Genomic DNA, 23,339 nt, shown 5'->3' with positions numbered 1-23,339 from the left:
TTACACCCGAAAACCACAGCTGGCAAGGTTTTGCGCAGAAAGCCTGTGGTAATATTGGGGATGGCGCGGCAATGTGATGAAGGGGTTTACAAATAGTGGCTCAGCGGAATGTAGTACTGGATACCGAAACCACCGGCATGCCGGTGACCGATGGTCACCGGATTATTGAAATCGGTTGTGTCGAGCTGATCGGCCGGCGCCTGACCGGTCGCCATTTCCACGTTTACCTTCAACCGGATCGCGAAAGTGACGAAGGCGCCATCGGCGTGCACGGCATCACCAACGAATTCCTGGTGGGCAAGCCGCGTTTCGCCGAAGTGGCCGATGAGTTCTTCGAATTCATCCAGGGCGCGCAGTTGATCATCCACAACGCGGCGTTCGACGTCGGGTTCATCAACAACGAATTCGCCCTGATGGGCCAGCGCGACCGGGCTGACATTACCCAGCATTGCACCATCCTCGATACCCTGATGATGGCCCGGGAACGTCACCCTGGGCAGCGCAACAGCCTCGACGCCTTGTGCAAGCGCTATGGCGTCGACAACTCCGGTCGTGAACTGCACGGCGCCTTGCTCGACTCCGAGATCCTGGCCGACGTCTACCTGACCATGACCGGCGGCCAGACCAGCCTGTCCCTGGCCGGTAACGCCTCGGACGGCAACGGTACCGGTGAAGGCTCTGGCAACCAGGCCACGGAAATCCGGCGTTTGCCCGCTGACCGCCAGCCCTCGCGGATTATCCGCGCCAGCGAAAACGACCTGGCCGAACATGCCGCGCGTCTGGAAGCCATCGCCAAGTCTGCAGGCGCTCCGGCATTGTGGACGCAGTTGGCCGAGTCGCAGGCCGCCTCGCACTGATGAAACCCTTCCTGTGGGAGCCAGCTTGCTCCGGGCGGCGTTCCGACGATGAGGGTAGTTCAGCCTGCATCAATGCTGAATGTGCCGCCGTCATCGCGAGCAAGCTCGCTCCCACAAGGTTATCCATCGTTCATTTCTCGCCACAATCGCCACGACCTTCTACCCTGAGGTAACGGGCAGGCTACGGATCCCGCTTGATGTGTGAAGATTTGAAAGGCAAGGGCAATGGATGGCACCACGCCGTTGGTTGTCTCAAGGAATGAGGACCTTCCCCAGTATGCAACCGGTCATGAATCCCAAACACCCCGGGTTGTCGGTGCGCGTCGTCGATGACGGCTTTGCCGCTTATATCTGGGGCAGTGACTTCAGCTTCGAAGTCAGCGACTACGCGACGGCGCAGATCGGTCGGCCCGTCAGCCAATGGCCGGTGACGCCCATTGTTCCCTATCGCAAGTGCTATGGCATCGATCCCGAGGAATTCAGCAGCTTCCGCAATGCCCCGGACAGCGAGATTTTCATGGCTTATCTCGACGACCAGCCCGTGGGGCATCTGGTGGTCAGTACCAACTGGAACGGCTACGCCCACATCGACGAGTTGGCGGTGCATGCCCCGGCCCGTCGCCACGGGGTGGCCAAGGCATTGCTCGATGTCGCCCAGTTCTGGAGCCGCAAGAAAAAACTGCCGGGCATCATGCTCGAGACCCAGAACAACAATCTGGGTGCGTGTCGGCTCTATGAGCGTTGCGGCTACGTGCTCGGCGGTATCGATCACTTGCGCTATCGCGGCATTGACCGGCATACCGCCGAAGTGGCGTTGTTCTGGTACCGGCTGTTCGACGATCCGCTGGGCATGTCGATCAGTGGCTCAGCAACGCCTCGGCTTGTTCCGTAACCCGTTCCAGCAGCGATTGGACGGCGGGCGAGGGCGGCGTGCCGTTCAGGCTCAGGGCATAGAGACCAATCGCAATGGCCGGTGATAGCGGGCAGACGTCCAGGCCACTGCCCTTGGCACCCGAGGCAGTGAACGGGTCGACGATGGCAAGGCCTTCGCCGGCCTCGACCATCGCGCGCATCATCTGATGGGTCTGGACGCGGATCTGGATCATCGGCGCCGGACGCAGCGCCGCCAGTTTATGCTCGAACGCCGGGCTCAGCGGGTCATGGCCATCCAGGCCTACCAACGGCTGGCCTGCCAGGTCCTGGAGCGAAATGTATTTCTGTCGTGGTTGCAGCCAGCCGTGAGGTGCCAGCAATTGCAGTTTGCCCTGGGCGATCATCTGGCAATGGATGTCGGGGTGTTCGGGGTCGTGCAAGCTCAGGCCCAGGTCGCTTTCACGCAACAGCAGGCTGTGGACGATGTCGCGGGTCGGTTGGCTGAGCAGGGTGCAGGGCGCATCCGGATGGCGGCGACGCAAGGCGGCGATGCTCTGGGGCAACAACTGCTGGGCCAGCGGCGGGGTGCAGATAATGCGCAAGGGTGGCGCCTGATAGTGTTTCAGGCTGCTGGCCAAGCGCTGTACCGGTTCGAGGGTGTCATACAGCCGCGTGATGCCGTCGCGCAGTTCAAGGGTTTCCCGGGTGGCCTGCAGGCGCCCACGCACGCTGGCAAAGAGCATGAAGCCCAATTGGGCCTCGGCATCGCGCAGGATTGCCTCGACCTCCACCACCGGCAGTTGCAGCCATTCGGCCGCCGTGCCGAGGTGACCGGTCTGCAGCAGCGCCTGGATCACTTCGATGTGGCGTAAACGCATGCAAGAAGTCCATGTTCGGCGGGTGAGCCATTGAGTGGCTGAATCCTAACCCAAGTCCGGGCATGACTTCTGCTCATAACTGCCGGTTATGAAGCTATTTGCGTTTCAGTGGGTGTTTGAGCCTGCAGTGGCGTTTCCGGTTCGCGCGTCAATTCGATTTGAGATTGCACCAGAATAAATTTGCCGTCTTCGAGTTTGTTGACTCGATCACCGATAGCCAACTTATAGGTGGTGACAGGCTCCTTGCCGTTTCCGTCGGGCGACGGGGTCGATTCCTGAAACTCATGCACTGAATAGACGCGACCTTCGGCGTCCCGCGCATGAAATTGTCCGACAAGTACTGCTGCCATTGCTTAGAACCTCTGGAAATAAATCACTCGATTTGCGGTTCTGTAGACCCTGGTCAAGCGCGGTAAGTTTTCCTACATGAAAAAAATAGTCCAGCCGACAGGTTTTCGTCGCTCCACTGGTCCAATTGTCAGTCCGATCATCTATAACTACAGGCTCCTTTGAGCCGACAGTCGAGAAGCCTCTCATGAGTAATGTCTACACAGTGGCCGTTTTGGTGGGCAGCCTGCGCAAGGCATCGATCAACCGCAAGGTCGCGCTGGCACTGGCTGACCTGGCGCCAGCCAATCTCCAACTGAACATCGTCGAGATCGGCGAGTTGCCGCTCTACAACGAAGACATCGATGTTTCCCCTCCGCCAGCCTACAGCACTTTCCGCCAGCAGGTGGGCGCGGCCGACGCCTTGTTGTTCGTTACGCCTGAGTACAATCGCTCGGTACCGGCGCCGCTGAAAAACGCCATCGACGTCGGCTCGCGTCCCTACGGCCAGAGTTGCCTGAGTGGCAAGCCGGGCGCGGTGATCAGTGCTTCGCCGGGCGCCATCGGTGGTTTTGGTGCCAACCATCATTTGCGCCAGTCGCTGGTATTCCTTGACGTTCCCTGCATGCAGCAGCCGGAAGCCTACCTGAGCGGTGCCGGGACGGCGTTTGACGAGGCGGGCAACCTGTCGGACTCGGTACGGCCGTTCCTGCAGACGTTCATCAATGCCTATGGCAAGTGGGTCGAGCAACACAAGAAGGTTTGATACTCCCATATTTCAGGTAAACACCTGTGGCGAGGGAGCTTGCTCCCGCTGGACTGCGAAGCAGGCCCCCGGGGCGGTCGCTGCGCAACCGAGCGGGAGCAAGCTCCCTCGCCACAAGTGCATCTAAGACCGCATCCGCAGCGGCAATTCAATCCCCGCTTTACTGGATATTCGAATTTCCATATATTCGCCCCTTCGCACTTCCAGGCGGTCCTTAGCCATGTCTGATTCCCACAACCCCGTCGATGTCTTCAAGGCGTTGGCCGATGACACTCGTACGCGCATTGCGCTGTTGGTGGCCCGTGAAGGTGAGTTGTGTGTCTGTGAGCTCACCGCCGCCCTGAGCCTGAGTCAGCCGAAGATTTCCCGGCACCTGGCGCAGTTGCGTAACGCCGGCCTGCTCAGCGACCGGCGCCAGGGGCAATGGGTTTACTACCGTCTGCATCCGCAGTTGCCGGCCTGGGTCAGCACTTTGCTGGAGCAGGCGTTGGCGGCCAATACGGCGTGGCTGATGGCGGATGTCGAGCGTTTGGGTGCCATGGCTGATCGTCCGGTGGCGCGTTGCTGCTGATTTTCTCTTTTCAATCCTCCTTCCAAGGCTGTTGCGCATGCTGATCGCGTCATTGATTTTCCTGCTGACCATTACGTTGGTGATCTGGCAGCCCAAGGGGCTTGGCGTCGGCTGGAGCGCGACGCTCGGCGCGCTGCTGGCGTTGTTGAGCGGGGTGGTGCAGGTCGGCGACATTGCGCTGGTCTGGCAGATTATCTGGAACGCCACCGGTACGTTTGTCGCGCTGATCATCATCAGCCTGCTGCTGGACGAGGCCGGCTTCTTCGCCTGGGCGGCCTTGCACGTGGCCCGTTGGGGAAAGGGCAGCGGGCGCAAGCTGTTTGCGTTCATGGTGCTGCTGGGGGCGCTGGTGTCGGCCCTGTTTGCCAACGACGGGGCGGCGTTGATCCTGACGCCCATCGTGATTTCGATGCTGCTGGCGTTGCGGTTTTCCCCGGCGGCGACCCTGGCATTCGTGATGGGCGCCGGTTTCATTGCCGACAGCGCGAGCCTGCCGCTGGTGGTGTCGAACCTGGTGAACATCGTCTCGGCGGACTTCTTCGGCATTGGCTTCAACCGCTATGCGGCCGTCATGGTGCCGGTGAACCTGGTCAGCGTGGCGGCCAGCCTGGCGATACTGATGTGGTTCTTTCGTCGCGACATCCCGGGTGACTACGACCCCGATCAACTGGACGATCCGGCGACGGCGATCCACGACAAGGCAACGTTTTATGCCGGCTGGGTGGTGTTGGTGATCCTGCTGCTGGGCTGCTTTGCGCTGGAGCCGCTGGGGATTCCCATCAGCGCGATCTCGGCGGTCTGCGCTGCGTTGCTGCTGGCCGTCGCGGCCCGCGGCCACAAGATTTCCACCCGCAAGGCGATGAAGGAAGCGCCCTGGCAGATTGTGATCTTCTCCCTCGGCATGTACCTGGTGGTCTATGGCCTGCGCAATGCCGGGTTGACCGGCTACCTGGCCCATTGGCTTGACGGCTTCGCCGAATATGGCGTGTGGGGTGCGGCCATGGGCACCGGCGTGCTGACGGCGTTGCTCTCGTCGGCCATGAACAATTTGCCGACGGTGCTGGTCGGCGCCTTGTCCATCGATGCCAGTCAGGCCACCGGGGTGGTGAAGGAGGCGATGATCTACGCCAACGTCATCGGCAGCGACCTGGGCCCGAAAATCACCCCGATCGGCAGCCTGGCGACTTTGCTGTGGTTGCATGTGCTGGAGCGCAAGAACATCCAGATCGGCTGGGGGTACTACTTCAAGGTCGGGATCGTGCTGACGGTGCCGGTGTTGCTGGTGACATTGGCGGCGCTGGCGGTGCGGTTGTCACTCTAAACCGTAGCGGCCCCTTCGCGAGCAAGCTCGCTCCCACAGGAGAGTGCATTCCAATGTGTGGGAGCGAGCTTGCTCGCGATGAGGCCCGGCAGGCAGCACAAGGCTCAGCCATTACCCGGCACATCCGGCCAAAGATCGGCCACCAGGAATAGCCGCTCAGCTTCTTCCCACTCCCCCTCGGCATTTTCAGTCAGGCGCACCATCAGTTGCGCCGGCGCCATCGGGTCGAGGTCCAGTCGCCAGGCGTCCAGTTGCGCAGTGCTCCAGGTCTGCTCCGCCGGATAATGGGCCGGGGCCAACCAGGCGGCGCGGGGCAGGGGTTGCCAGCGCCCAGGTGGGCGCTGGGCGCTGAATGCAGGCCAATCCCGCTGATGCAGCCAACTGCCCCGCAAATGCCGCGGGTGCGCACCGGTCGGCGGGTCGGCGTGGCCCGGCCAGGGGTAGAGCAGGTACCCGCCGAGCCAGAGCTCGGAGCGGAATACCTCGAGGCCGGTCGGCTCAATGCCCAATGCCGCCAGGGCCTCACGGCTTTCCGGGCGGGCCGAGATCGGCAATTGGTGTTCGCGCAGATGGGCCAGCTTGCGGTCGAGCCGGTCATGGCAACCCGGGCCCAGCCATTGCGCGGCGTCCAGCCCAGTGCCTTGTTGCGGGCCGAGGTACAACTTGATCGCCAACTCCAGATGATGGATGCCGTCACGATCGCGCAGCAGCAGGTCCAGTTCGCCCAGGGTATGGCCTTCGTGGCGGATCGGCAGGTTTGCGGCAATCAGTTCGATGCCTGGAGCGTGCTGCACGGCAAACTGCCACAGCCTTTCGTAATACAGCCCCAGGCGTCGCGTCCGTCCCAGGGACAGGCAGTGCAGCAGCGGGTAGCTGTCACGGTCCAGTTGTCGCAGCCAGTGCTCCAGCTGATCCGGCGCCTGCACCCAGTCACTGCCGGCCAAGGGGTGGCGCTGGGGCCAGGGCGTGTCGATGAGCATCGGCGGGGCGATGATCGCCCACGCGAGGTCGCGCACTTCTGGGTGGCGAAGGCGGCGGGGCAAGTCCAGCAATTCAGGGAACAGGATCATTTTGCGAGCATAGCTGCTGCGACGAAGGCTTAAAGGATTTTGTCTATGGAGCGCTTTCGCCCATAATCGTGGTTTTCGCCCGCCGCAGACCCTCGCAGGAGCCTCATGGAGCAATTTCGCAATATCGGCATCATCGGTCGCCTGGGCAGTTCGCAGGTGTTGGACACCGTTCGCCGTCTCAAACGTTTCCTCCTGGAGCGACACCTGCATGTGATCCTCGAAGATACCATCGCCGAAGTCTTGCCGGGCCATGGCCTGCAGACGTCGTCGCGCAAGATGCTGGGCGAGGTCTGCGACATGGTCATCGTGGTCGGCGGCGACGGCAGCCTGCTGGGGGCCGCCCGGGCCCTGGCGCGGCACAACATCCCGGTGCTGGGGATCAACCGGGGCAGCCTGGGGTTCCTCACCGATATCCGCCCTGACGAGCTGGAAACCAAGGTCGCCGAGGTGTTGGACGGCCACTACCTGGTGGAAAACCGCTTCCTGCTGCAAGCCGAGGTCCGTCGTCACGCCGAAGCCATCGGCCAGGGCGATGCCCTCAATGACGTGGTGCTGCACCCCGGCAAATCCACGCGCATGATCGAATTCGAGCTGTACATCGACGGCCAGTTCGTCTGCAGCCAGAAGGCCGACGGCCTGATCGTCGCGACCCCGACCGGTTCTACGGCCTACGCGCTGTCGGCTGGCGGACCGATCATGCACCCCAAGCTCGACGCTATTGTGATTGTGCCCATGTACCCCCATACCTTGTCTGGGCGACCGATTGTGGTCGATGGCAACAGTGAGCTGAAAATCGTCGTGTCCAAGGATATGCAGATCTACCCGCAAGTGTCCTGTGACGGCCAGAACCATTTCACCTGCGCGCCGGGTGACACCATCACCGTCAGCAAAAAAGCGCAGAAGCTGCGCCTGATCCATCCGCTGGATCACAATTACTACGAAGTCTGCCGGACCAAGCTCGGCTGGGGCAGTCGGTTGGGGGGTGGAGGCGACTGATGCTCGATCCTGCGCGCAGTTACGATTTGATCGGTGACGTGCACGGATGCGCCCTGACCCTGGAACACCTGCTGGACCGACTCGGTTACCACAAGCAGGGCGGGGTCTGGCGGCATCCGTCGCGCATGGCTGTGTTCCTGGGGGACATCATCGACCGTGGCCCGCGGATTCGCGAGGCGCTGCACATCGTCCATGACATGGTCGTGGCCGGCCAGGCGCTGTGCATCATGGGCAACCACGAGTTCAACGCCCTGGGTTGGAGCACACCGGCATTGCCGGGCAGCGGCCAGCGCTACGTGCGCGAACACACGCCACGCCATGCCCGCCTGCTCAACGAGACCCTGACCCAGTTCGAGCAGCATCCCGGCGACTGGCATGACTTTCTCAAATGGTTCTACGAACTGCCGCTGTTTGTCGACGCCGGCCGGTTCCGGGTGGTGCATGCCTGTTGGGATGCGGGCCTGATCGAACCGCTGCGCGGCCTGTTCCCGGACGGTTGTGTCGATGAGCATTTCCTCCAGGCCTCGGCGCAACCGGGCAGCTTTGCCTGCACAGTGTTCGATCGTTTGCTGCGTGGCACCGACATGCGCTTGCCCCATGGCCTGACACTGACGGGTGGAGATGGCCTGACCCGTTCGTTTTTCCGCACCAAGTTCTGGGAAGACAACCCGCAGACCTACGGCGACATCGTGTTCCAGCCCGACGCGTTGCCGGAGCCGGTGGCCCGCACACCGCTGTCGCCGGATGAAAAAAACAACCTGCTGCGCTATGGCGTCCATGAACCGTTGCTGTTCGTCGGCCACTATTGGCGCAGCGGCAAGCCCGCGCCCATTCGCCCGAACCTGGCCTGCCTGGATTACAGTGCGGTGCTCTACGGCAAGCTGGTCGCCTATCGTCTCGACCAGGAAACCCGCCTGGATCCGCACAAGTTTGTCTGGGTCGATGTCGAGCGGCCGGAGGTGGTGCAATGAGCGTCGTCGCGGTTTTGCGCCTGCCCCTGGCAGTGGACCTGAGCGGTTTCGTCAAGCTGCTGCAACGCATGCAGGTACCCCATCGTGTCAGCGAAGAGGCGGGCGAGCAGGTGCTCTGGGTGCCGGATGAAATCAGCGAGGACGTGCGTTCGTTGTACGCACGTTTTCCCGCCGGCGATCCCGATCAGCAGTTGGAACTGCCAGACACGGGTGGCACTTCCCGGCGAGCGGGGTTCGTCCAGCAACTGAAGCGCAGTCCAGTGACGGCCGTGGTGTTGTTGCTGAGCCTGATCGTCAGCGCGGTCACCCTGCTGGGGGAGAATCTTGAGATCCTGCGCTGGCTGACCTTCCTCGAGTTCCGCGTCGTTGGCGACTACATCCAGTTCACACCGTTGGCCGATAGCCTGGCGGCGGGGCAGTGGTGGCGCCTGGTAACGCCGATGCTGATTCACTTTGGCTTCCTGCACATCGCCATGAATGGCATGTGGTACTGGGAACTGGGACGGCGGATCGAAGCGCGCCAGGGTGGCATCAACTTGTTGGGGCTGACGCTGCTGTTCAGCCTCGTCTCCAATTTTGCCCAGTACTTTTTCAGCGGCCCGACGCTGTTCGGTGGCTTGTCGGGGGTGTTGTACGGCTTGCTGGGCCATTGCTGGATCTACCAACTGCTTGCACCGAACCCGGCCTATCACTTGCCCCGTGGGGTGTTGGTGATGATGCTGGTGTGGTTGCTGCTGTGCCTGTCCGGGCTGGTTTCGCTGATCGGTTTCGGTGAAATCGCCAATGCGGCTCACGTCGGCGGGCTGCTCGTCGGCTGCTTCACGGGGTTGTTGGGTGGGCTGTTCGCTCGCCGTAAAATGGCCCTTTGACCGGCACCTGTGCCTTTTGAGAATGCGCAATTGCGCGGAGAACCCATGTCTTCCTTCAACGAAATGATCCAGAACATCACCCCCGACATCTACCGGAGCCTGAAACTGGCGGTGGAAATCGGTAAATGGGCCGATGGCAACAAGCTCACCGCCGAGCAGCGCGAGCTGTCGCTGCAGGCGATGATCGCCTGGGAAATCCAGAACCTGCCCGAAGACGAGCGTACTGGCTACATGGGCGCGCAGGAATGCCATTCGAAGTCCACCGAAGTGCCGAATATCCTGTTCAAGTCGGACGCCATCCATTGATCGAGATTGGCCGCGGTGCAATCAGCAAGATGTCGGCGCGCCTTGACGGGCCGACCGTTCAATACGCCTTTCGCCTGGGCGAAGTCGAGGTGCCGGTCAACCCGTTGATCGGCAGCACGGTGCGCCTGGAGTACCTCGGTGCGATCCACTGCACCCACTGTGGACGCCGGACCAAGACCAGCTTCAGCCAGGGTTATTGCTACCCGTGCATGACCAAGCTGGCCCAGTGCGACCTGTGCATCATGAGCCCCGAGCGTTGCCATTACGAGGCGGGCACCTGCCGCGACCCGGCTTGGGGCGAGCAGTTCTGCATGACCGATCATGTGGTCTACCTGGCCAATTCCTCGGGCGTGAAGGTCGGCATCACCCGCGCCACGCAATTGCCGACCCGCTGGCTGGACCAGGGGGCGAGCCAGGCGCTGCCGATCGTGCGGGTCGCCACCCGTCAGCAGTCGGGGTTTGTCGAGGACCTGTTCCGCAGCCAGGTGGCGGACAAGACCAACTGGCGCGCCTTGCTCAAGGGCGACGCCGTGGCGGTGGACCTGCCGTCGATCCGTGACGCGCTGTTCGAAAGCTGCGCCCAGGGATTGCAGGGCTTGCAGGAACGATTCGGCCTGCAAGCGATCCAGACCATAGCGGACGTCGACCCCATCGAGATCCGTTATCCGGTGGAGCAATACCCGGCCAAGATCGTCAGCTTCAACCTGGACAAGAACCCGATTGCCGAAGGCACGCTGCTGGGAATCAAGGGCCAGTACCTGATTTTTGACACCGGCGTGATCAATATTCGTAAATACACGGCCTACCAGCTCGCCGTGCATCAGTAGAAGGATTCGACCCATGCGCACCGAACAACCGAAGATGATTTACCTGAAGGACTATCAGGCGCCCGAGTACCTGATCGATGAGACACACCTGACCTTCGAGTTGTTCGAGGACCACAGCCTGGTCCATGCGCAACTGGTGATGCGCCGCAACCCCGAGCGCGGTGCCGGGCTGCCGCCGCTGGTGCTCGATGGCCAGCACCTGGAACTGCTCTCGCTCAAGCTCGACGACGCCGACCTGGGGCAGGGCGACTATCAATTGGACGACAGCCACCTGACCGTGCACCCCAAGGCCCAGGCCTTCACGGTCGACACCACCGTCCGGATCCACCCGGAAACCAACACCGCCCTGGAAGGTTTGTACAAGTCCGGCAGCATGTTCTGCACCCAGTGCGAGGCCGAGGGTTTCCGCAAGATCACCTATTACCTCGACCGCCCGGATGTGATGAGCAAGTTCACCACCACCGTGGTGGCCGAGCAGCACAGCTATCCGGTGCTGCTGTCCAACGGCAACCCGATTGCCAGCGGCCCCGGCGAAGACGGCCGGCACTGGGCGACCTGGGAAGACCCGTTCAAGAAGCCGGCCTACCTGTTTGCCCTGGTGGCCGGTGACCTGTGGTGCGTCGAAGACACCTTCACCACCCTGAGCGAGCGCACCGTAGCGCTGCGCATCTATGTCGAGCCGGAAAACATCGACAAATGCCAGCACGCCATGACCAGCCTGAAGAAGTCGATGCGCTGGGACGAAGAGATATACGGGCGCGAGTACGACCTGGACATCTTCATGATTGTCGCGGTCAACGATTTCAACATGGGCGCCATGGAGAACAAGGGCCTCAATATCTTCAACTCCAGCGCCGTGCTGGCCCGCGCCGAAACCGCCACCGATGCCGCGCACCAGCGGGTCGAGGCGATCGTGGCCCACGAATACTTCCATAACTGGTCGGGCAACCGCGTGACCTGCCGCGACTGGTTCCAACTGTCGCTCAAGGAAGGTTTCACGGTGTTCCGCGACGCCGGGTTCTCGGCCGACATGAACTCCGCCACGGTCAAGCGCATCCAGGACGTGGCGTACCTGCGCACCCACCAGTTCGCCGAAGACGCCGGCCCCATGGCCCACCCGGTGCGTCCGGACAGTTTTATCGAGATCTCCAACTTCTACACCCTGACCGTGTACGAAAAGGGCTCGGAAGTGGTTGGCATGATCCACACCCTGCTGGGGCCTGAAGGTTTCCGCAAGGGCAGTGACCTGTACTTCGAACGCCATGACGGCCAGGCCGTGACCTGCGACGACTTCATCAAGGCCATGGAAGATGCCAACGGCGTCGACCTGGCCCAGTTCAAGCGCTGGTACAGCCAGGCCGGTACACCACGGCTGGCGGTGAGCGAGTCTTACGACGCCGCCGCCAAGACCTACAGCCTGACCTTCAGCCAGAGTTGCCCGCCGACCCCGGACAAGCAGGAAAAGCTGCCGTTCGTGATTCCCGTGGAGCTGGGCCTGCTGGACAGCAAGGGTGCTGAAATCCCTCTGCGCCTGGCCGCAGAAGCGGCGGCAGACGGCACGTCCCGAGTGATCTCGGTGACCGAAGCCGAGCAAACCTTCACTTTCGTCGATGTCGCTGAACAGCCGCTGCCTTCGTTGCTGCGTGGTTTCTCGGCGCCGGTGAAGCTGAGCTTCCCGTACAACCGCGACCAGTTGATGTTCCTCATGCAGCACGACAGCGACGGCTTCAACCGCTGGGATGCCGGCCAGCAGTTGTCGGTGCAGGTGTTGCAGGAGCTGATTGCCCAGCATCAGCAGGGTGCCAGCCTGACGCTGGATCCGCGCCTGGTCAGTGCGCTGCGCAGCGTGCTGTCGGACGAGTCCCTGGACCAGGCCATGGTCGCCGAAATGCTCTCGCTGCCAAGCGAAGCCTACCTGACGGAAATCAGCGAAGTGGCTGACGTCGAGGCGATCCATGCCGCCCGTGACTTCGCCCGTCAGCAGTTGGCCGAGAACCTGTTTGAAGCCCTGTGGCTGCGTTACGCAGCCAACCGCGACCTGTCGAAGAAAACCCCTTACGTGGCCGAGGCCGAGCATTTCGCCCGCCGCGCGTTGCAGAACATCGCGTTGTCGTACCTGATGCTCACCGGTAAGCCTGAAGTGCTGAGTGCGACCCTGGAGCAGTTCGACACCGCCGACAACATGACCGAGCGCCTGACCGCGCTGGCGGTGCTGGTCAACTCACCATTCGAAGCCGAGAAGGCCAAGGCTCTGGAAGTGTTTGCGGAAAACTTCAAGGGCAACCCACTGGTCATGGACCAATGGTTCAGCGTCCAGGCCGGCAGCCCGTTGCCGGGTGGCCTGGCGCGGGTCAAGGCATTGATGGAGCACCCGGCGTTCAATATCAAGAACCCGAACAAGGTGCGGGCGCTGGTGGGAGCGTTTGCCGGGCAGAACCTGATCAACTTCCACGCCGCCGACGGTTCGGGTTATCGCTTCCTGGCGGACCTGGTCATCCAGCTCAATGGCTTCAACCCGCAGATCGCCTCCCGGCAACTGGCTCCGCTGACTCGCTGGCGCAAATACGACAGCGCCCGCCAGGCGCTGATGAAAGCCGAGCTGGAGCGCATCCTGGCATCCGGCGCGCTTTCCGCCGATGTGTTCGAGGTGGTGAGCAAGAGCCTGGCGTAAACAGGCACTGCCTTACCTTTGTGGCGAGGGAGCTTGCTCCCGCTGGCTGTAGGAGCTCTGTAGGAGCTCTGTAGGAGCTGTCGAGTGCAACGAGGCTGCGATCTTTCCCCAGACACTTGAGTCTCAAGCGAAAGATCAAAAGATCAAAAGATCAAAAGATCAAAAGATCAAAAGATCAAAAGATCGCAGGCTTCGCCAGCTCCTACAGAGGCCAGCGGGAGCAAGCTCCCTCGCCACATTTATCATCGTCGCGAATGTCTTCTGATTCATCCCCCGGTCAATACCCCCTGGTTAACAAAAGATAACGTGGCGTCGATTGTCAGACCTTTCGAAAGCCCGATAGGATAGGTCAGCTTGCGAAGTGGCTCTAGATTGCAGCTTTCAGGGCTATGCTCCAGGACTGGCAACGTACCAAGCCATAACAATAATAATGGGGGAAAGGTCTATGAATGAGCCTGTCATGGCTGCGGGCCGCAGCCGGCCGCCGATGCTGCGCAGAGTTGCGTTGCTGGCTTCGGCGCTCTCGCTGCTGGGCTCTGCGCTGTTGTCGGCACCGGTGATGGCTGTTGCGGCGTCGACGTCCGATGTCATCTATTCCGTCGAGTCGGCCAAGGCCAGCAAAACCCTGATGCTCGATGTGGTCCACGCCGGCCAGCGCCTGGTGGCGGTCGGTGATCGGGGGCACATTGTCTATTCGGACGACCAGGGCTCGTCCTGGACCCAGGCCAAGGTGCCGACTCGTCAACTGCTCACGGCGGTATTTTTCGTCGATGACAAACACGGCTGGGCCGTGGGGCACGACGCGCAGATCCTCGCCAGCAATGACGGTGGCAGCACCTGGACCAAGCAATTCGAAGACCTTACCCGCGAAGCACCCTTGCTGGACGTCTGGTTCAAGGATGCCAGCAACGGTTTCGCCGTGGGCGCCTACGGCGCACTGCTGGAAACCACCGACGGCGGCAAGCACTGGGAAGACGCCAGCGACCGCCTCGAAAACGAAGACCAGTTCCACCTCAATGCGATAGCCGCCGTGAAAGATGCCGGGCTGTTCATAGTCGGCGAGGCTGGCAGCATGTTCCGCTCCGCCGACTGGGGCCAGACCTGGGAAAAGGTCGAAGGCCCTTATGAAGGCTCGCTGTTCGGGGTCATCGGCACCGCCCAGCCTTCGACGCTGCTGGCCTATGGCTTGCGCGGCAACCTTTATCGTTCCACTGACTTCGGCGGCACTTGGGATCAGGTCGAGCTCAAGGCCGCGCGCGGAGCCCTGGAGTTCGGCCTGTCAGGCGCTACGCTGCTGGCGGACGGCTCCATCGTGATTGTCGGCAACGGCGGCAGCGTCGTGCGCAGTACCGACGACGGCGAGACCTTCAGCGTGTTCAACCGCCCGGACCGAATTTCCGTGGCAGCCGTCACGGCGGCAGGCAACGGCAACCTGATCCTGGCGGGGCAAGGCGGCGTTCGTGCCACCACGTCCACCGGCGCCGAACTGAGCAAATGAGTCACGCCTGCAAGACGGGCACAAAAACAAGAAGGCGGACCCCATGAGCAGTCATCACCAAGACAAGGCGACGTTCCTCGAGCGCCTGATTTTCAACAACCGCCCGGCAGTGATCATCATTTGCCTGCTGGTCAGCATTTTCCTGTTCTGGCAGGCCACGCTGATCCGGCCGTCCACCAGTTTCGAAAAAATGATCCCCCTCGAGCACCCCTTCATCCAGAAGATGCTCGAGCACCGCAACGACCTGGCGAACCTGGGCAACACGGTGCGCATTTCCGTGGAAGCCACCAACGGCGACATCTTCTCCAAGGAATACATGGAGACCCTGCGCCAGATCCACGACGAGGTCTTCTACATTTCCGGCGTCGACCGTTCCGGGCTCAAGTCGTTGTGGAGCCCAAGCGTGCGCTGGACCGAAGTAACGGAGGAGGGCTTCGCCGGCGGTGAGGTGATTCCCCAGAGCTATAACGGTTCGGCCGACAGCCTCGACCTGCTGCGCAACAACGTGCTCAAGTCCGGCCAGGTCGGGCGCCTGGTGGCCAACGATTTCAAATCGAGCATCATCGACATCCCGCTGCTGGAGTCCTATCCCGACCCGCAGGACCAGGGCAAATTGCTCGCCCTCGACTACCGGAAATTTTCCCACGAGCTTGAAGACAAGATTCGCAACAAATTCGAAGCCCAGAACCCCAACGTGCAGATCCATATCGTCGGTTTCGCCAAGAAAGTCGGCGACCTGATCGACGGCCTGGTCATGGTGGTGCTGTTCTTCGGCGTGGCCTTCGTCATCACCCTGATCCTGCTGTACTGGTTCACCAACTGCATGCGCAGCACCGTTGCGGTGTTGACCACCACCCTGGTGGCCGTGGTCTGGCAACTGGGACTGATGCATGCGGCTGGTTTCGGCCTGGATCCGTACTCGATGCTGGTGCCGTTCCTGATCTTCGCCATCGGCATTTCCCATGGGGTGCAGAAAATCAACGGCATCGCCTTGCAGTCCAGCGAGGCGGACAACGCCCTGACAGCGGCGCGGCGCACCTTCCGGCAGTTGTTCCTGCCGGGGATGATCGCGATCCTGGCGGACGCCGTGGGCTTCATCACCTTGCTGATCATCGACATCGGCGTGATCCGCGAACTGGCCATTGGCGCCTCCATCGGCGTGGCGGTGATCGTGTTCACCAACCTGATCCTGCTGCCGGTGGCGATCTCCTACGCCGGCATCAGCAAGCGTGCGGTCGAACGCAGCAAGAAGGACGCGACCCGCGAACATCCGTTCTGGCGCATGCTGTCGAACTTCGCCAGCGCCAAGGTCGCGCCGGTGTCCATTGCCCTGGCGGTGATCGCTTTTGGCGGTGGCCTCTGGTACAGCCAGAACCTGAAGATCGGCGACCTGGACCAGGGGGCGCCGGAACTGCGTCCGGACTCGCGCTACAACCAGGACAACAACTTCATCATCAGCAATTACTCCACCAGCTCCGATGTACTGGTGGTGATGGTCAAGACCAAGGCCGAAGGCTGCTCGCGCTATGAGGCCATGGCCCCGATCGATGAGCTGATGTGGAAGATGCAGAACACCGAGGGCGTGCAGTCGGCGATTTCCCTGGTGACCGTGTCCAAGCAAATGATCAAGGGCATGAACGAGGGGAACCTGAAATGGGAGACCCTGTCGCGCAACCCTGACGTGCTGAACAACTCCATTGCCCGGGCCGATGGCCTGTACAACAACAGTTGCTCCCTGGCGCCGGTGCTGGTGTTCCTCAACGACCACAAGGCCGAGACGTTGGACCGCGCGGTGAAGGCGGTGCAGGACTTCGCCAAGGAAAACAACCGCGACGGCCTGGAGTTCATCCTTGCCGCCGGTAACGCGGGCATCGAAGCGGCCACCAACGAAGTGATCAAGGCGTCGGAACTGACCATCCTGATCCTGGTGTACATCTGCGTGGCGACCATGTGCATGATCACCTTCCGTTCCTGGGCGGCGACGTTGTGCATCGTGCTGCCGCTGGTGCTGACCTCGGTGCTGGGCAACGCCCTGATGGCATTCATGGGCATTGGCGTGAAGGTCGCGACCTTGCCGGTGGTGGCACTGGGCGTGGGCATCGGCGTGGACTACGGCATCTACATCTACAGTCGCCTGGAAAGTTTCCTGCGGGCCGGGTTGCCGTTGCAGGAGGCTTACTACCAGACACTGAAATCCACCGGCAAGGCGGTGCTGTTCACCGGTTTGTGCCTGGCGATCGGTGTGTGCACCTGGATCTTCTCGGCCATCAAGTTCCAGGCGGACATGGGGTTGATGCTGACGTTCATGTTGCTGTGGAACATGTTCGGCGCGTTGTGGCTGCTGCCGGCGCTGGCGCGGTTCCTGATCAAGCCTGAGAAACTGGCGGGGCAGAAGGGCAATTCGTTGTTTGCTCATTGATCGACGGTAGAACCTGCCCAATGTGGGAGCGAGCTTGCTCGCGATAGCGGTGTGACAGTCAATGAAGGTGTTGAATGTCAGTGCGCGATCGCGAGCAAGCTCGCTCCCACAGGTTTTTTTTGCCGCTCAGACTCTGATCATTCCAGTCCAAACACAGCCTCTGTGGCGAGGGAGCTTGCTCCCGCTGGACTGCGAAGCAGGCCCCTTGGGCGGTCGCTGCGCAACCGAGCGGGAGCATGCTCCCTCGCCACAATGAATGACCCCGCCTTGGGTGAGCGGCATCACAACCCTTACGCTTGCGTTGTCATCAGGGCGCCAACGGCAAGAACTTGCTCTGCGCCATGAGCTTGCCGATGTTCCCTCGATGCACATTCACCACCGCGTAGGGGCTATCCGCCTTGGCGAGCAGCGAGTGATAGTCTTCCCGGCGTTGTGCCTTGGTTTTCAGGTGGGCGACGCTGTAGTCGGCTTTCGGCGTATCGATTTTTTCGTAGTGAAAATGCGCGTACCAGAGGGGGAAGCCGTCACGGTTGTTGATGGCATATTCCTGGAGGAAGTCCTTGCGGGCTCCTTTCAACGCTTTGCGCTCACCCAGTCGCGCGACTTGTATCAGGTTTTTTTCGAACAGGTACTGGAGGTTGCCGTCGGTGGGCGGCAGGTGCAGGCTCAATTCGACACGCAGGGCGCTGCCCCTGGACGTCAGTCTGGAAATGGCCTCGGTCAACTGCCTGCCCAGCGCTTGATCGGCCGGCGTGCGTGGTGTTTGTGAAGCTGAGAAGGCCCTGTCGAGTTCTTCCGAGATCGCGCGGAAGCGACTGGCCTCATTGTTCATGATCTCTTCGATTTCCTGAGGATGACGGCAACGCTTTTTATAGCTTTCAGCGCGGCGAAGACGTTTTTCCAGCTCCTCCAGCAGTGTTCGCGCATCGCCCTTGATCGCGTTGACCGATCGGGTCCTGGGGGCTCGAGCCGGTCGGTGTACGTCGACAACGTCCCAGACGTCGTCGTGACGCGAATAGGTGGCCAGCACCTGATCGTCGACTTGGGAGCGCAACTCGACGACTTCAATCGGCAAGGAGGTTCCGGCAGGTTTCAGGTCACCAATCAGAACGCCACTTTTTCGGGTCTTGATCACCTTTTTCTGTGGGCTTCCGGAAGGTGCTTTGGGACGTTTGGGCGCGCGCTTGCGCGGTGTCGGTTCGGGTTTGACTTCTGCCGCCAGTTTGCCGGACGCATCCTGGTACAGGCTGTCAAGCAGCGTGGTCAGCTTCTCGAAATAGACGTCGTTGATATCGTCGGCATAAAGGGTTTTCATGCCCTGCAAGGCGTCGAGGGCTTCGCCATAATGCTCGGTCAGGCTGGTCAGTACCTCAAGCTGCTCAGAGGCGCTCAGGTCGTACAGTTGCAGGTCAGCGTGGGAACGTACTTGCTCGGCCAATGGCTTGACGATGCGATACAGGCTATCGGGCAAGTCGGTTTCCGGGTTTTTGATGGCCAGTATCGGCAGGGCGGCCAACTGCAGGGCCTTGGTGCCTATGACATTCCTTTCATTCTGCGGACGGCCGCGGGTCAGGCGGTCGAACGCTTGGGCCCCCACCGAATCCAGGTTCAATAGCTTCTCCAGGTACTCATCCTTGAGTTGCAGCCAATGGATGGCGCGATCATTGATGTCGTTCATGGCTTCGAGGAAAACCACGTAGCCCGGCATGTCGCGAACCACGTCTTCTTCCACAAACGTTCCGAAAAACTGCGGGTGAGCGGTATTGAGGGCTCGTTGATCCATTTCCACTATCAGGAAGGCCTTGCGGGCATTGTTGACGACATTCTCCATCAGCCCGCGGACGCTTGCAGAAGGCAAGCCAATGCCCAGCCTTGCGCGCTCGGGCGCACTGTCCAGCAGTTTCAAATAGATGTCGGTCTGCTCGTTGAGCAGGTCATAAAACACCTTTCGTTTTGGTGCGCGCTGCTCCTCGGTAAAGGCGCTTCCTTCCTCGAGCCGGGTCATCACTTGTTGGGCAATCTCCAGGGATCGTTGCTGTTCGTTTTCCCGGGCGAGGTAATCGTTTATTTCAGCGGTCAGCTCGACAGCTTTCTGGACATTGAGGCGACGCTGGTCAGCCAGGCGCTTGGGCGGTGCACCTCCACGCAGGCGCAAGCGCAGATCCAGGGACCAGTTGCCGTCCAGGTCAGATTGCAGCGCAGGCCCGGTCTGTGTCGGGTCGAGCGGGTCGACAATCGTGGTGCCGTCCGGGTCCGGGTTGACTCGATACAGGCCGTCCTGCATCAACGCGTGCCATTTGTTGCCAATCACGTACAGGCCTTTGAAAGGACCATTTCCAATCGGCTCAGGCAAAGCAGTTGGACGCGTCACCTGCATGCGCCGTATGCGGGTACGTTGTTCCTGCGTCAGGTGGCGGCGAGGGCTGCTGAAACTGAAGTCCAGCGAGCTGCTGGATTGTTCGCCTGGCAAGGCCACGGAGCCCTCCAGAATGCTCGGTAAGTCTGGCGCGGGCCACCGCTGGGCAACCATGCGCGGTGCGGGAGCACGCATTGCCTGGTGCTCGACTGCTACCGGCAAGGAGGCGCGAGCAGGCGCACGGACGGAGGGAAACTGGCTCACCAGCATGGCCAGGTTGACCAGCAAGTCGACGGCGGCCAGTTCCCGCGTCGTCGGATCTTCACTGATCAGCGCCGGGATATCCTGGCTGGCGCTGGCCATCAGGCTCCACAGCCAGACGCTGGCCATGGCCGGGCCACGCAACAAGGGAAACAACAGCGTATTGAACAACAGGCTGCCGCCCTCAAGAAATACCGCCCAGCGGCTTTCGCTGTTGGAGACCGAGTTGCGGTCGGCCTGGGCGATCAAGGCTCGGGCGTTGCAGCCATAGAGGTACTGCAGCAGTTCGCCGTTGTGCAGGTATTGCAGCAGTTCGTCGCTGACACCGTCGATGGCGAGTGTGGCCGGAGCGGGTTTTTCGGGGGCACTGAATTCGTCGCCCTGGATAAAATGCACGATGTGCGGCTCCAGGAAGCCACCATTGGCATACACCTGGCGCGCGGCATCGGGCATCCAGGTCAGGATGCTGTTTTGCAGGTCCCCGGCAGTGACGACGGCCTGCAACAGGGCCTGGCGTGTCGGAAACTCCAGCAGCGCGGGCGCATACAAAGGGCGATACAAAAGGTGCGGGCCGGTTTTGACGTCCTGCATTTCGACAATGAACATGTTGCCGACGACGTCGGGCCGGGCCTCGGGCTTGCGTAGGAAGGCCAGGTGTCGGATGACTACCTCACGACCGTCGATTTGTCGATCATCGGCGTCGGGCTGCAGGACCGCCTCGATCAGGCGCAACCCTTGGCGGGTCATGCCGTTTTCGTTATTCAGCATGTTTTGTAGCGCTTCCAGCGGTAGCTGCGCCAGGATCTGTTCGGCAAACATCCGCTGATATTCCTGCGCTTGAGGCGTGTCGCTCAACAGTTCCTCTTGCAGGTAGCGAGGGTAGGCCGCACCGATGTCTACCTGTTCGATCAAGCCGCCTTTACGACTAATAAAGTCTGGCGTCAGCCATGCGGGCAATGCCAGGCCCAGGCGATGACTGAGCTTCAGGTGTCCGCTGGGCCGTGCGACGAGGTTGTCGATGGCCAGTCGAGTCAGGCTCATCGTTCTTTTCTCACTGATGCCTACGGTCCCCGGATACCCCGCGGAGACGGTGAAAACCAGCGTCACATCGTCGGGTTGGAACTGGCTGGGGGGAGCCTTGGCCGGGCTGCTGTCATTGGTTTTGCTCATCAGCGTGAGTAAAGCGTCAGCCGTAAAAGTCTTGAGATCACTGAGAGAGGTTCGTCCTTGATCGCGTTTCTTGACACTGGCCAGCGCCAGGCTGTAGCGCTGGAACCTTGTTTGATCGGCCAGGGACGCCTGTTTCAACCATTCGGGCAGTAGCGGCTCGAGTCGTGTCGATGTTTCAGGCGTGAGGCGTGGCGCGTCGCGCAGATAGCGGGCCGGGTCGCTTAGCTCGTTGTAGAGCGTCTTGAGGTCTTGCAGGCCAATCCGGGAGGGCAATTGCACCGCCTTAAGGTCGGCCAATTGCTGCTCCAATATCAAGGCGGCCTGGGTGTCGAAGGCATTGCCGCCGATCTCGTAGCGTTGGCAGGTGACGGTGTCGACAATGTAGCGGCTGGCGATCCGTTCGCCCCAGTCGCGATTGAAGGCGTCCATCGAAGCGAAGGACTGCACGGCGCTGCCGGGGCTGCAAAGCAGAATGATGAGCCCATAGCGTGTGTAATGAAGCAGGAGGATCTCGTTGCTGGGCAGTACGGTGCTGGAGGTGCCCTGGGTGAGGGTGCTTTCCAGGCTGTAGGCGTAGACGGCGGGGGTATTGCGGCTGAAGCGTTGCTCACGGTCCGGCCAACGGACGATCTGGTCCAGGGTCTCGCGTGCTGGTTCCGTGAGGCCTGGCTGTTGCAGCCCACGGATATGCAGCAGGTTTTTGAGGGTGTCGCTGAGCCATTGCCAGCGGCTGGTATGGGTGTCGGTTTGGGCGTGGGTGCTGATGTCGGTGTTCCAATAGTGAGTCAGCGCATCCTCCAGCCCGATCGATAGGGTCCAGGGCAGTTCAAGCAACAGCTTTTTGATGACCTGCATGTCCAACTTTTCATCGCCTGACCAAAGGCGGTGTGGGACCGAGTCGGAAAGATAACAGTCAAGATGACCCCGTGAACTGAAATCCACGGGTGTGTCGAGGGCCAGGTAGTCGAGCACGAGGGGCATGAAGGGTTGGAAGTTCCAGGCGCGGGCGGCTGCATTCGGCGTTGCCAATTGGGTCTTGGAGAGGTCGATGGTCAGCGAGGGGTATTTTGCCGTGATGGCTTGTTCAAGCATTTGTTGCGCGATCTGCTCGAAGGTCGGGCGGCTGGCGAATTGCTGGCTGACGTTTTGTGCAAGCGCAGAGGGGGTGTCGGCCGGTGTGGGCGAGGTCATAAGAAGTCCTTTTCCTGAACTCATGGCCGTCGGGATGACGGCGAGAGTCAAGTGTCGGGATTTCCTTCCTCTGCGGGCGGTATATAGATACCACCCGTACGCGTGCGGGGTGTGGGTAGGAGCTGCCGAAGGCTGCGATCTTTTGATCTTGATCTTGATCTTGATCTTTCGCTTGGGACTCAAGTGCCTGGGGAAAGATCGCAGCCTCGTTGCACTCGGCAGCTCCTACAGGGGATGTCAGGCGGGATCGTTGCCCAGCACCACATTCAGCGCGCTGCGGGCATCGTCAAGTTGCACCAGCGTGGCATGGCGGGCGCCGAGGGCGTCGCGGTTCTCGATGGCGGTGAGGATCGCCTTGTGGCGCGGCATCGCCAGTTCATGCAGGTTGGGCCGCTGGTTGGAATGCTTGAGCGCCTCGGCGATGGCCACCGACAACATGTTGCAGAGGTTGGCGAGCAGGTCGTTGTGGGTGGCGTCGGCGATGCGGCTGTGGAAGTCCAGGTCCGGTTGCAGCACGGCCTCGGGGGTCGGTGCCGCTTCCATGCGCTGGTAGGCCTCGCGGATGGACGCGATGTCGTCCTCGTTGGCGAACTGTGCGGCTAGGGCGGCGGCGGCCGGCTCGATGATGCTGCGCACGCTGGTCAGCAGGTTGAAGAACTCATTCTGCGGGCTGCTCTGCATCAGCCAATGCAGCACATCCGGATCGAGCATGTGCCACTCCCGCCGGGCCTTGACCACCGTGCCCACGCGCGGTCGCGAATACACCAGGCCCTTGGCGACCAGCACCCGCGTGGCTTCACGCAGCACCGGACGGCTGACCGCGTACTCTTCGCACAACAAGGCTTCAGCGGGCAGTTTGTCGTCCGGCTTGAAGCGCCCGGAAACGATCTGCATGCCCAGTTCCTGGACGATGCGCGCGTGCATGCTTTTGCGGTCGGAAGGTTTACGGTAATCCATGGGACGCGGCGCGATCCTGTGCGAGGGGAGTGCTGCGCATGATAGCAGGCGCGGCGGATATTCATCAGGCCAAACCCTTGGGCTTGAGTGAACGTGTGGCGAGGGAGCTTGCTCCCGCTGGACTGCGAAGCAGGCCCAAAGGCGGTCGCTGCGCAACCGAGCGGGAGCAAGCTCCCTCGCCACA

General features: G+C 61.3%; 18 protein-coding genes. 13 read left to right on the top strand and 5 right to left on the bottom strand.

The annotated features are described in order from the left end of the window. Positions 1–95: 95 nt before the first annotated feature. Both dnaQ and LOY50_RS16175 read left to right on the top strand, forming a co-directional pair. On the top strand, positions 96–857 hold the full coding sequence (gene dnaQ / locus LOY50_RS16180; RefSeq protein WP_258688365.1) for a DNA polymerase III subunit epsilon: 762 nt from the start codon (positions 96–98) through the stop codon (positions 855–857). Between the two features lie 277 nt (positions 858–1,134). Continuing rightward, complete coding sequence (locus LOY50_RS16175; RefSeq protein WP_092145943.1) at positions 1,135–1,749, top strand: GNAT family N-acetyltransferase; 615 nt, start codon at positions 1,135–1,137, stop codon at positions 1,747–1,749. On the opposite strand, the gene LOY50_RS16170 is transcribed toward LOY50_RS16175, so the two are convergent. Beyond that, a complete protein-coding gene (locus LOY50_RS16170) occupies positions 1,715–2,608 on the bottom strand; it encodes a LysR substrate-binding domain-containing protein (RefSeq protein WP_253475630.1) in 894 nt (297 codons plus the stop codon). The genes LOY50_RS16175 and LOY50_RS16170 overlap by 35 nt on opposite strands. An 86-nt stretch (positions 2,609–2,694) precedes the next feature. Next, complete coding sequence (locus tag LOY50_RS16165; RefSeq protein ID WP_063320740.1) at positions 2,695–2,958, bottom strand: hypothetical protein; 264 nt, start codon at positions 2,956–2,958, stop codon at positions 2,695–2,697. Positions 2,959–3,143: 185 nt separating this feature from the next. Here LOY50_RS16165 and LOY50_RS16160 point away from each other — a divergent pair, with 185 nt between their 5' ends. The 3 genes from LOY50_RS16160 (at position 3,144) to LOY50_RS16150 (ending at position 5,593) form a co-directional block, all read left to right on the top strand. Then, the gene (locus LOY50_RS16160; protein ID WP_253475627.1) at positions 3,144–3,701 is read left to right on the top strand and encodes an NADPH-dependent FMN reductase; all 558 of its coding nucleotides are present in this window, start codon (positions 3,144–3,146) and stop codon (positions 3,699–3,701) included. Positions 3,702–3,921: 220 nt separating this feature from the next. After that, positions 3,922–4,272: a metalloregulator ArsR/SmtB family transcription factor gene (locus LOY50_RS16155; protein ID WP_214512736.1), complete on the top strand. Its 351-nt coding sequence runs from the start codon at positions 3,922–3,924 to the stop codon at positions 4,270–4,272. Between the two features lie 37 nt (positions 4,273–4,309). Further along, positions 4,310–5,593 (top strand): arsenic transporter, encoded by a 1,284-nt coding sequence (locus LOY50_RS16150; protein WP_214512735.1) that lies wholly within the window; start codon positions 4,310–4,312, stop codon positions 5,591–5,593. A gap of 104 nt (positions 5,594–5,697) precedes the next feature. Here LOY50_RS16150 and LOY50_RS16145 read toward each other — a convergent pair whose 3' ends face one another. Further along, entirely contained in the window at positions 5,698–6,663 is a 966-nt protein-coding gene (locus tag LOY50_RS16145) for a DUF1853 family protein (RefSeq protein WP_253475621.1), read from the bottom strand. Between the two features lie 105 nt (positions 6,664–6,768). Between LOY50_RS16145 and LOY50_RS16140 the strand changes: the two genes are divergently transcribed. The 8 genes from LOY50_RS16140 to LOY50_RS16105 all read left to right on the top strand — a co-directional run bounded on the left by LOY50_RS16140 (position 6,769) and on the right by LOY50_RS16105 (position 17,220). Next, the gene (locus tag LOY50_RS16140; protein WP_003202709.1) at positions 6,769–7,659 is read left to right on the top strand and encodes an NAD(+) kinase; all 891 of its coding nucleotides are present in this window, start codon (positions 6,769–6,771) and stop codon (positions 7,657–7,659) included. Beyond that, positions 7,656–8,630 (top strand): metallophosphoesterase, encoded by a 975-nt coding sequence (locus LOY50_RS16135; protein ID WP_172436021.1) that lies wholly within the window; start codon positions 7,656–7,658, stop codon positions 8,628–8,630. The genes LOY50_RS16140 and LOY50_RS16135 overlap by 4 nt, the downstream gene beginning before the upstream one ends. Beyond that, positions 8,627–9,499, top strand: coding sequence for a rhomboid family intramembrane serine protease (locus LOY50_RS16130; protein ID WP_253475618.1), 873 nt, complete (start codon positions 8,627–8,629; stop codon positions 9,497–9,499). The genes LOY50_RS16135 and LOY50_RS16130 overlap by 4 nt, the downstream gene beginning before the upstream one ends. A 45-nt stretch (positions 9,500–9,544) precedes the next feature. Next, complete coding sequence (locus LOY50_RS16125) at positions 9,545–9,805, top strand: YeaC family protein (RefSeq protein WP_212800142.1); 261 nt, start codon at positions 9,545–9,547, stop codon at positions 9,803–9,805. After that, entirely contained in the window at positions 9,802–10,632 is an 831-nt protein-coding gene (locus LOY50_RS16120; protein ID WP_258688364.1) for a DUF2797 domain-containing protein, read from the top strand. The genes LOY50_RS16125 and LOY50_RS16120 overlap by 4 nt, the downstream gene beginning before the upstream one ends. A 13-nt stretch (positions 10,633–10,645) precedes the next feature. Continuing rightward, on the top strand, positions 10,646–13,303 hold the full coding sequence (gene pepN / locus LOY50_RS16115; RefSeq protein WP_258688362.1) for an aminopeptidase N: 2,658 nt from the start codon (positions 10,646–10,648) through the stop codon (positions 13,301–13,303). A gap of 445 nt (positions 13,304–13,748) precedes the next feature. After that, on the top strand, positions 13,749–14,801 hold the full coding sequence (locus LOY50_RS16110; protein ID WP_258688357.1) for a YCF48-related protein: 1,053 nt from the start codon (positions 13,749–13,751) through the stop codon (positions 14,799–14,801). A gap of 43 nt (positions 14,802–14,844) precedes the next feature. Continuing rightward, complete coding sequence (locus LOY50_RS16105) at positions 14,845–17,220, top strand: RND family transporter (protein ID WP_214512729.1); 2,376 nt, start codon at positions 14,845–14,847, stop codon at positions 17,218–17,220. Between the two features lie 307 nt (positions 17,221–17,527). On the opposite strand, the gene LOY50_RS16100 is transcribed toward LOY50_RS16105, so the two are convergent. Together LOY50_RS16100 and LOY50_RS16095 are read right to left on the bottom strand one after the other, a co-directional pair. Next, positions 17,528–22,198: a dermonecrotic toxin domain-containing protein gene (locus tag LOY50_RS16100; protein ID WP_258688354.1), complete on the bottom strand. Its 4,671-nt coding sequence runs from the start codon at positions 22,196–22,198 to the stop codon at positions 17,528–17,530. 237 nt (positions 22,199–22,435) lie between these two features. Beyond that, on the bottom strand, positions 22,436–23,155 hold the full coding sequence (locus LOY50_RS16095) for a FadR/GntR family transcriptional regulator (RefSeq protein WP_003202686.1): 720 nt from the start codon (positions 23,153–23,155) through the stop codon (positions 22,436–22,438). Positions 23,156–23,339: the final 184 nt, after the last annotated feature.

Origin of the sequence: Pseudomonas sp. B21-010 (genome assembly GCF_024749325.1) — a bacterium.
GTDB classification, from domain to species: Bacteria; Pseudomonadota; Gammaproteobacteria; order Pseudomonadales; family Pseudomonadaceae; genus Aquipseudomonas; species Aquipseudomonas kilonensis.
This window is presented reverse-complemented; position numbering and strand designations above follow the sequence as displayed.

Bases quoted from the DNA above. Each gene is read 5' to 3' on its own strand.
- LOY50_RS16145 (WP_253475621.1), bottom strand. From the start codon at position 6,663: ATGATCCTGTTCCCTGAATTGCTGGACTTGCCCCGCCGCCTTCGCCAC.
- LOY50_RS16150 (WP_214512735.1), top strand. From the start codon at position 4,310: ATGCTGATCGCGTCATTGATTTTCCTGCTGACCATTACGTTGGTGATC.
- LOY50_RS16170 (WP_253475630.1), bottom strand. From the start codon at position 2,608: ATGCGTTTACGCCACATCGAAGTGATCCAGGCGCTGCTGCAGACCGGT.
- LOY50_RS16100 (WP_258688354.1), bottom strand. From the start codon at position 22,198: ATGACCTCGCCCACACCGGCCGACACCCCCTCTGCGCTTGCACAAAAC.
- LOY50_RS16140 (WP_003202709.1), top strand. From the start codon at position 6,769: ATGGAGCAATTTCGCAATATCGGCATCATCGGTCGCCTGGGCAGTTCG.
- pepN (WP_258688362.1), top strand. From the start codon at position 10,646: ATGCGCACCGAACAACCGAAGATGATTTACCTGAAGGACTATCAGGCG.
- LOY50_RS16165 (WP_063320740.1), bottom strand. From the start codon at position 2,958: ATGGCAGCAGTACTTGTCGGACAATTTCATGCGCGGGACGCCGAAGGT.
- LOY50_RS16125 (WP_212800142.1), top strand. From the start codon at position 9,545: ATGTCTTCCTTCAACGAAATGATCCAGAACATCACCCCCGACATCTAC.
- LOY50_RS16105 (WP_214512729.1), top strand. From the start codon at position 14,845: ATGAGCAGTCATCACCAAGACAAGGCGACGTTCCTCGAGCGCCTGATT.
- LOY50_RS16110 (WP_258688357.1), top strand. From the start codon at position 13,749: ATGAATGAGCCTGTCATGGCTGCGGGCCGCAGCCGGCCGCCGATGCTG.
- LOY50_RS16155 (WP_214512736.1), top strand. From the start codon at position 3,922: ATGTCTGATTCCCACAACCCCGTCGATGTCTTCAAGGCGTTGGCCGAT.
- LOY50_RS16160 (WP_253475627.1), top strand. From the start codon at position 3,144: ATGAGTAATGTCTACACAGTGGCCGTTTTGGTGGGCAGCCTGCGCAAG.
- LOY50_RS16130 (WP_253475618.1), top strand. From the start codon at position 8,627: ATGAGCGTCGTCGCGGTTTTGCGCCTGCCCCTGGCAGTGGACCTGAGC.
- LOY50_RS16095 (WP_003202686.1), bottom strand. From the start codon at position 23,155: ATGGATTACCGTAAACCTTCCGACCGCAAAAGCATGCACGCGCGCATC.
- LOY50_RS16175 (WP_092145943.1), top strand. From the start codon at position 1,135: ATGCAACCGGTCATGAATCCCAAACACCCCGGGTTGTCGGTGCGCGTC.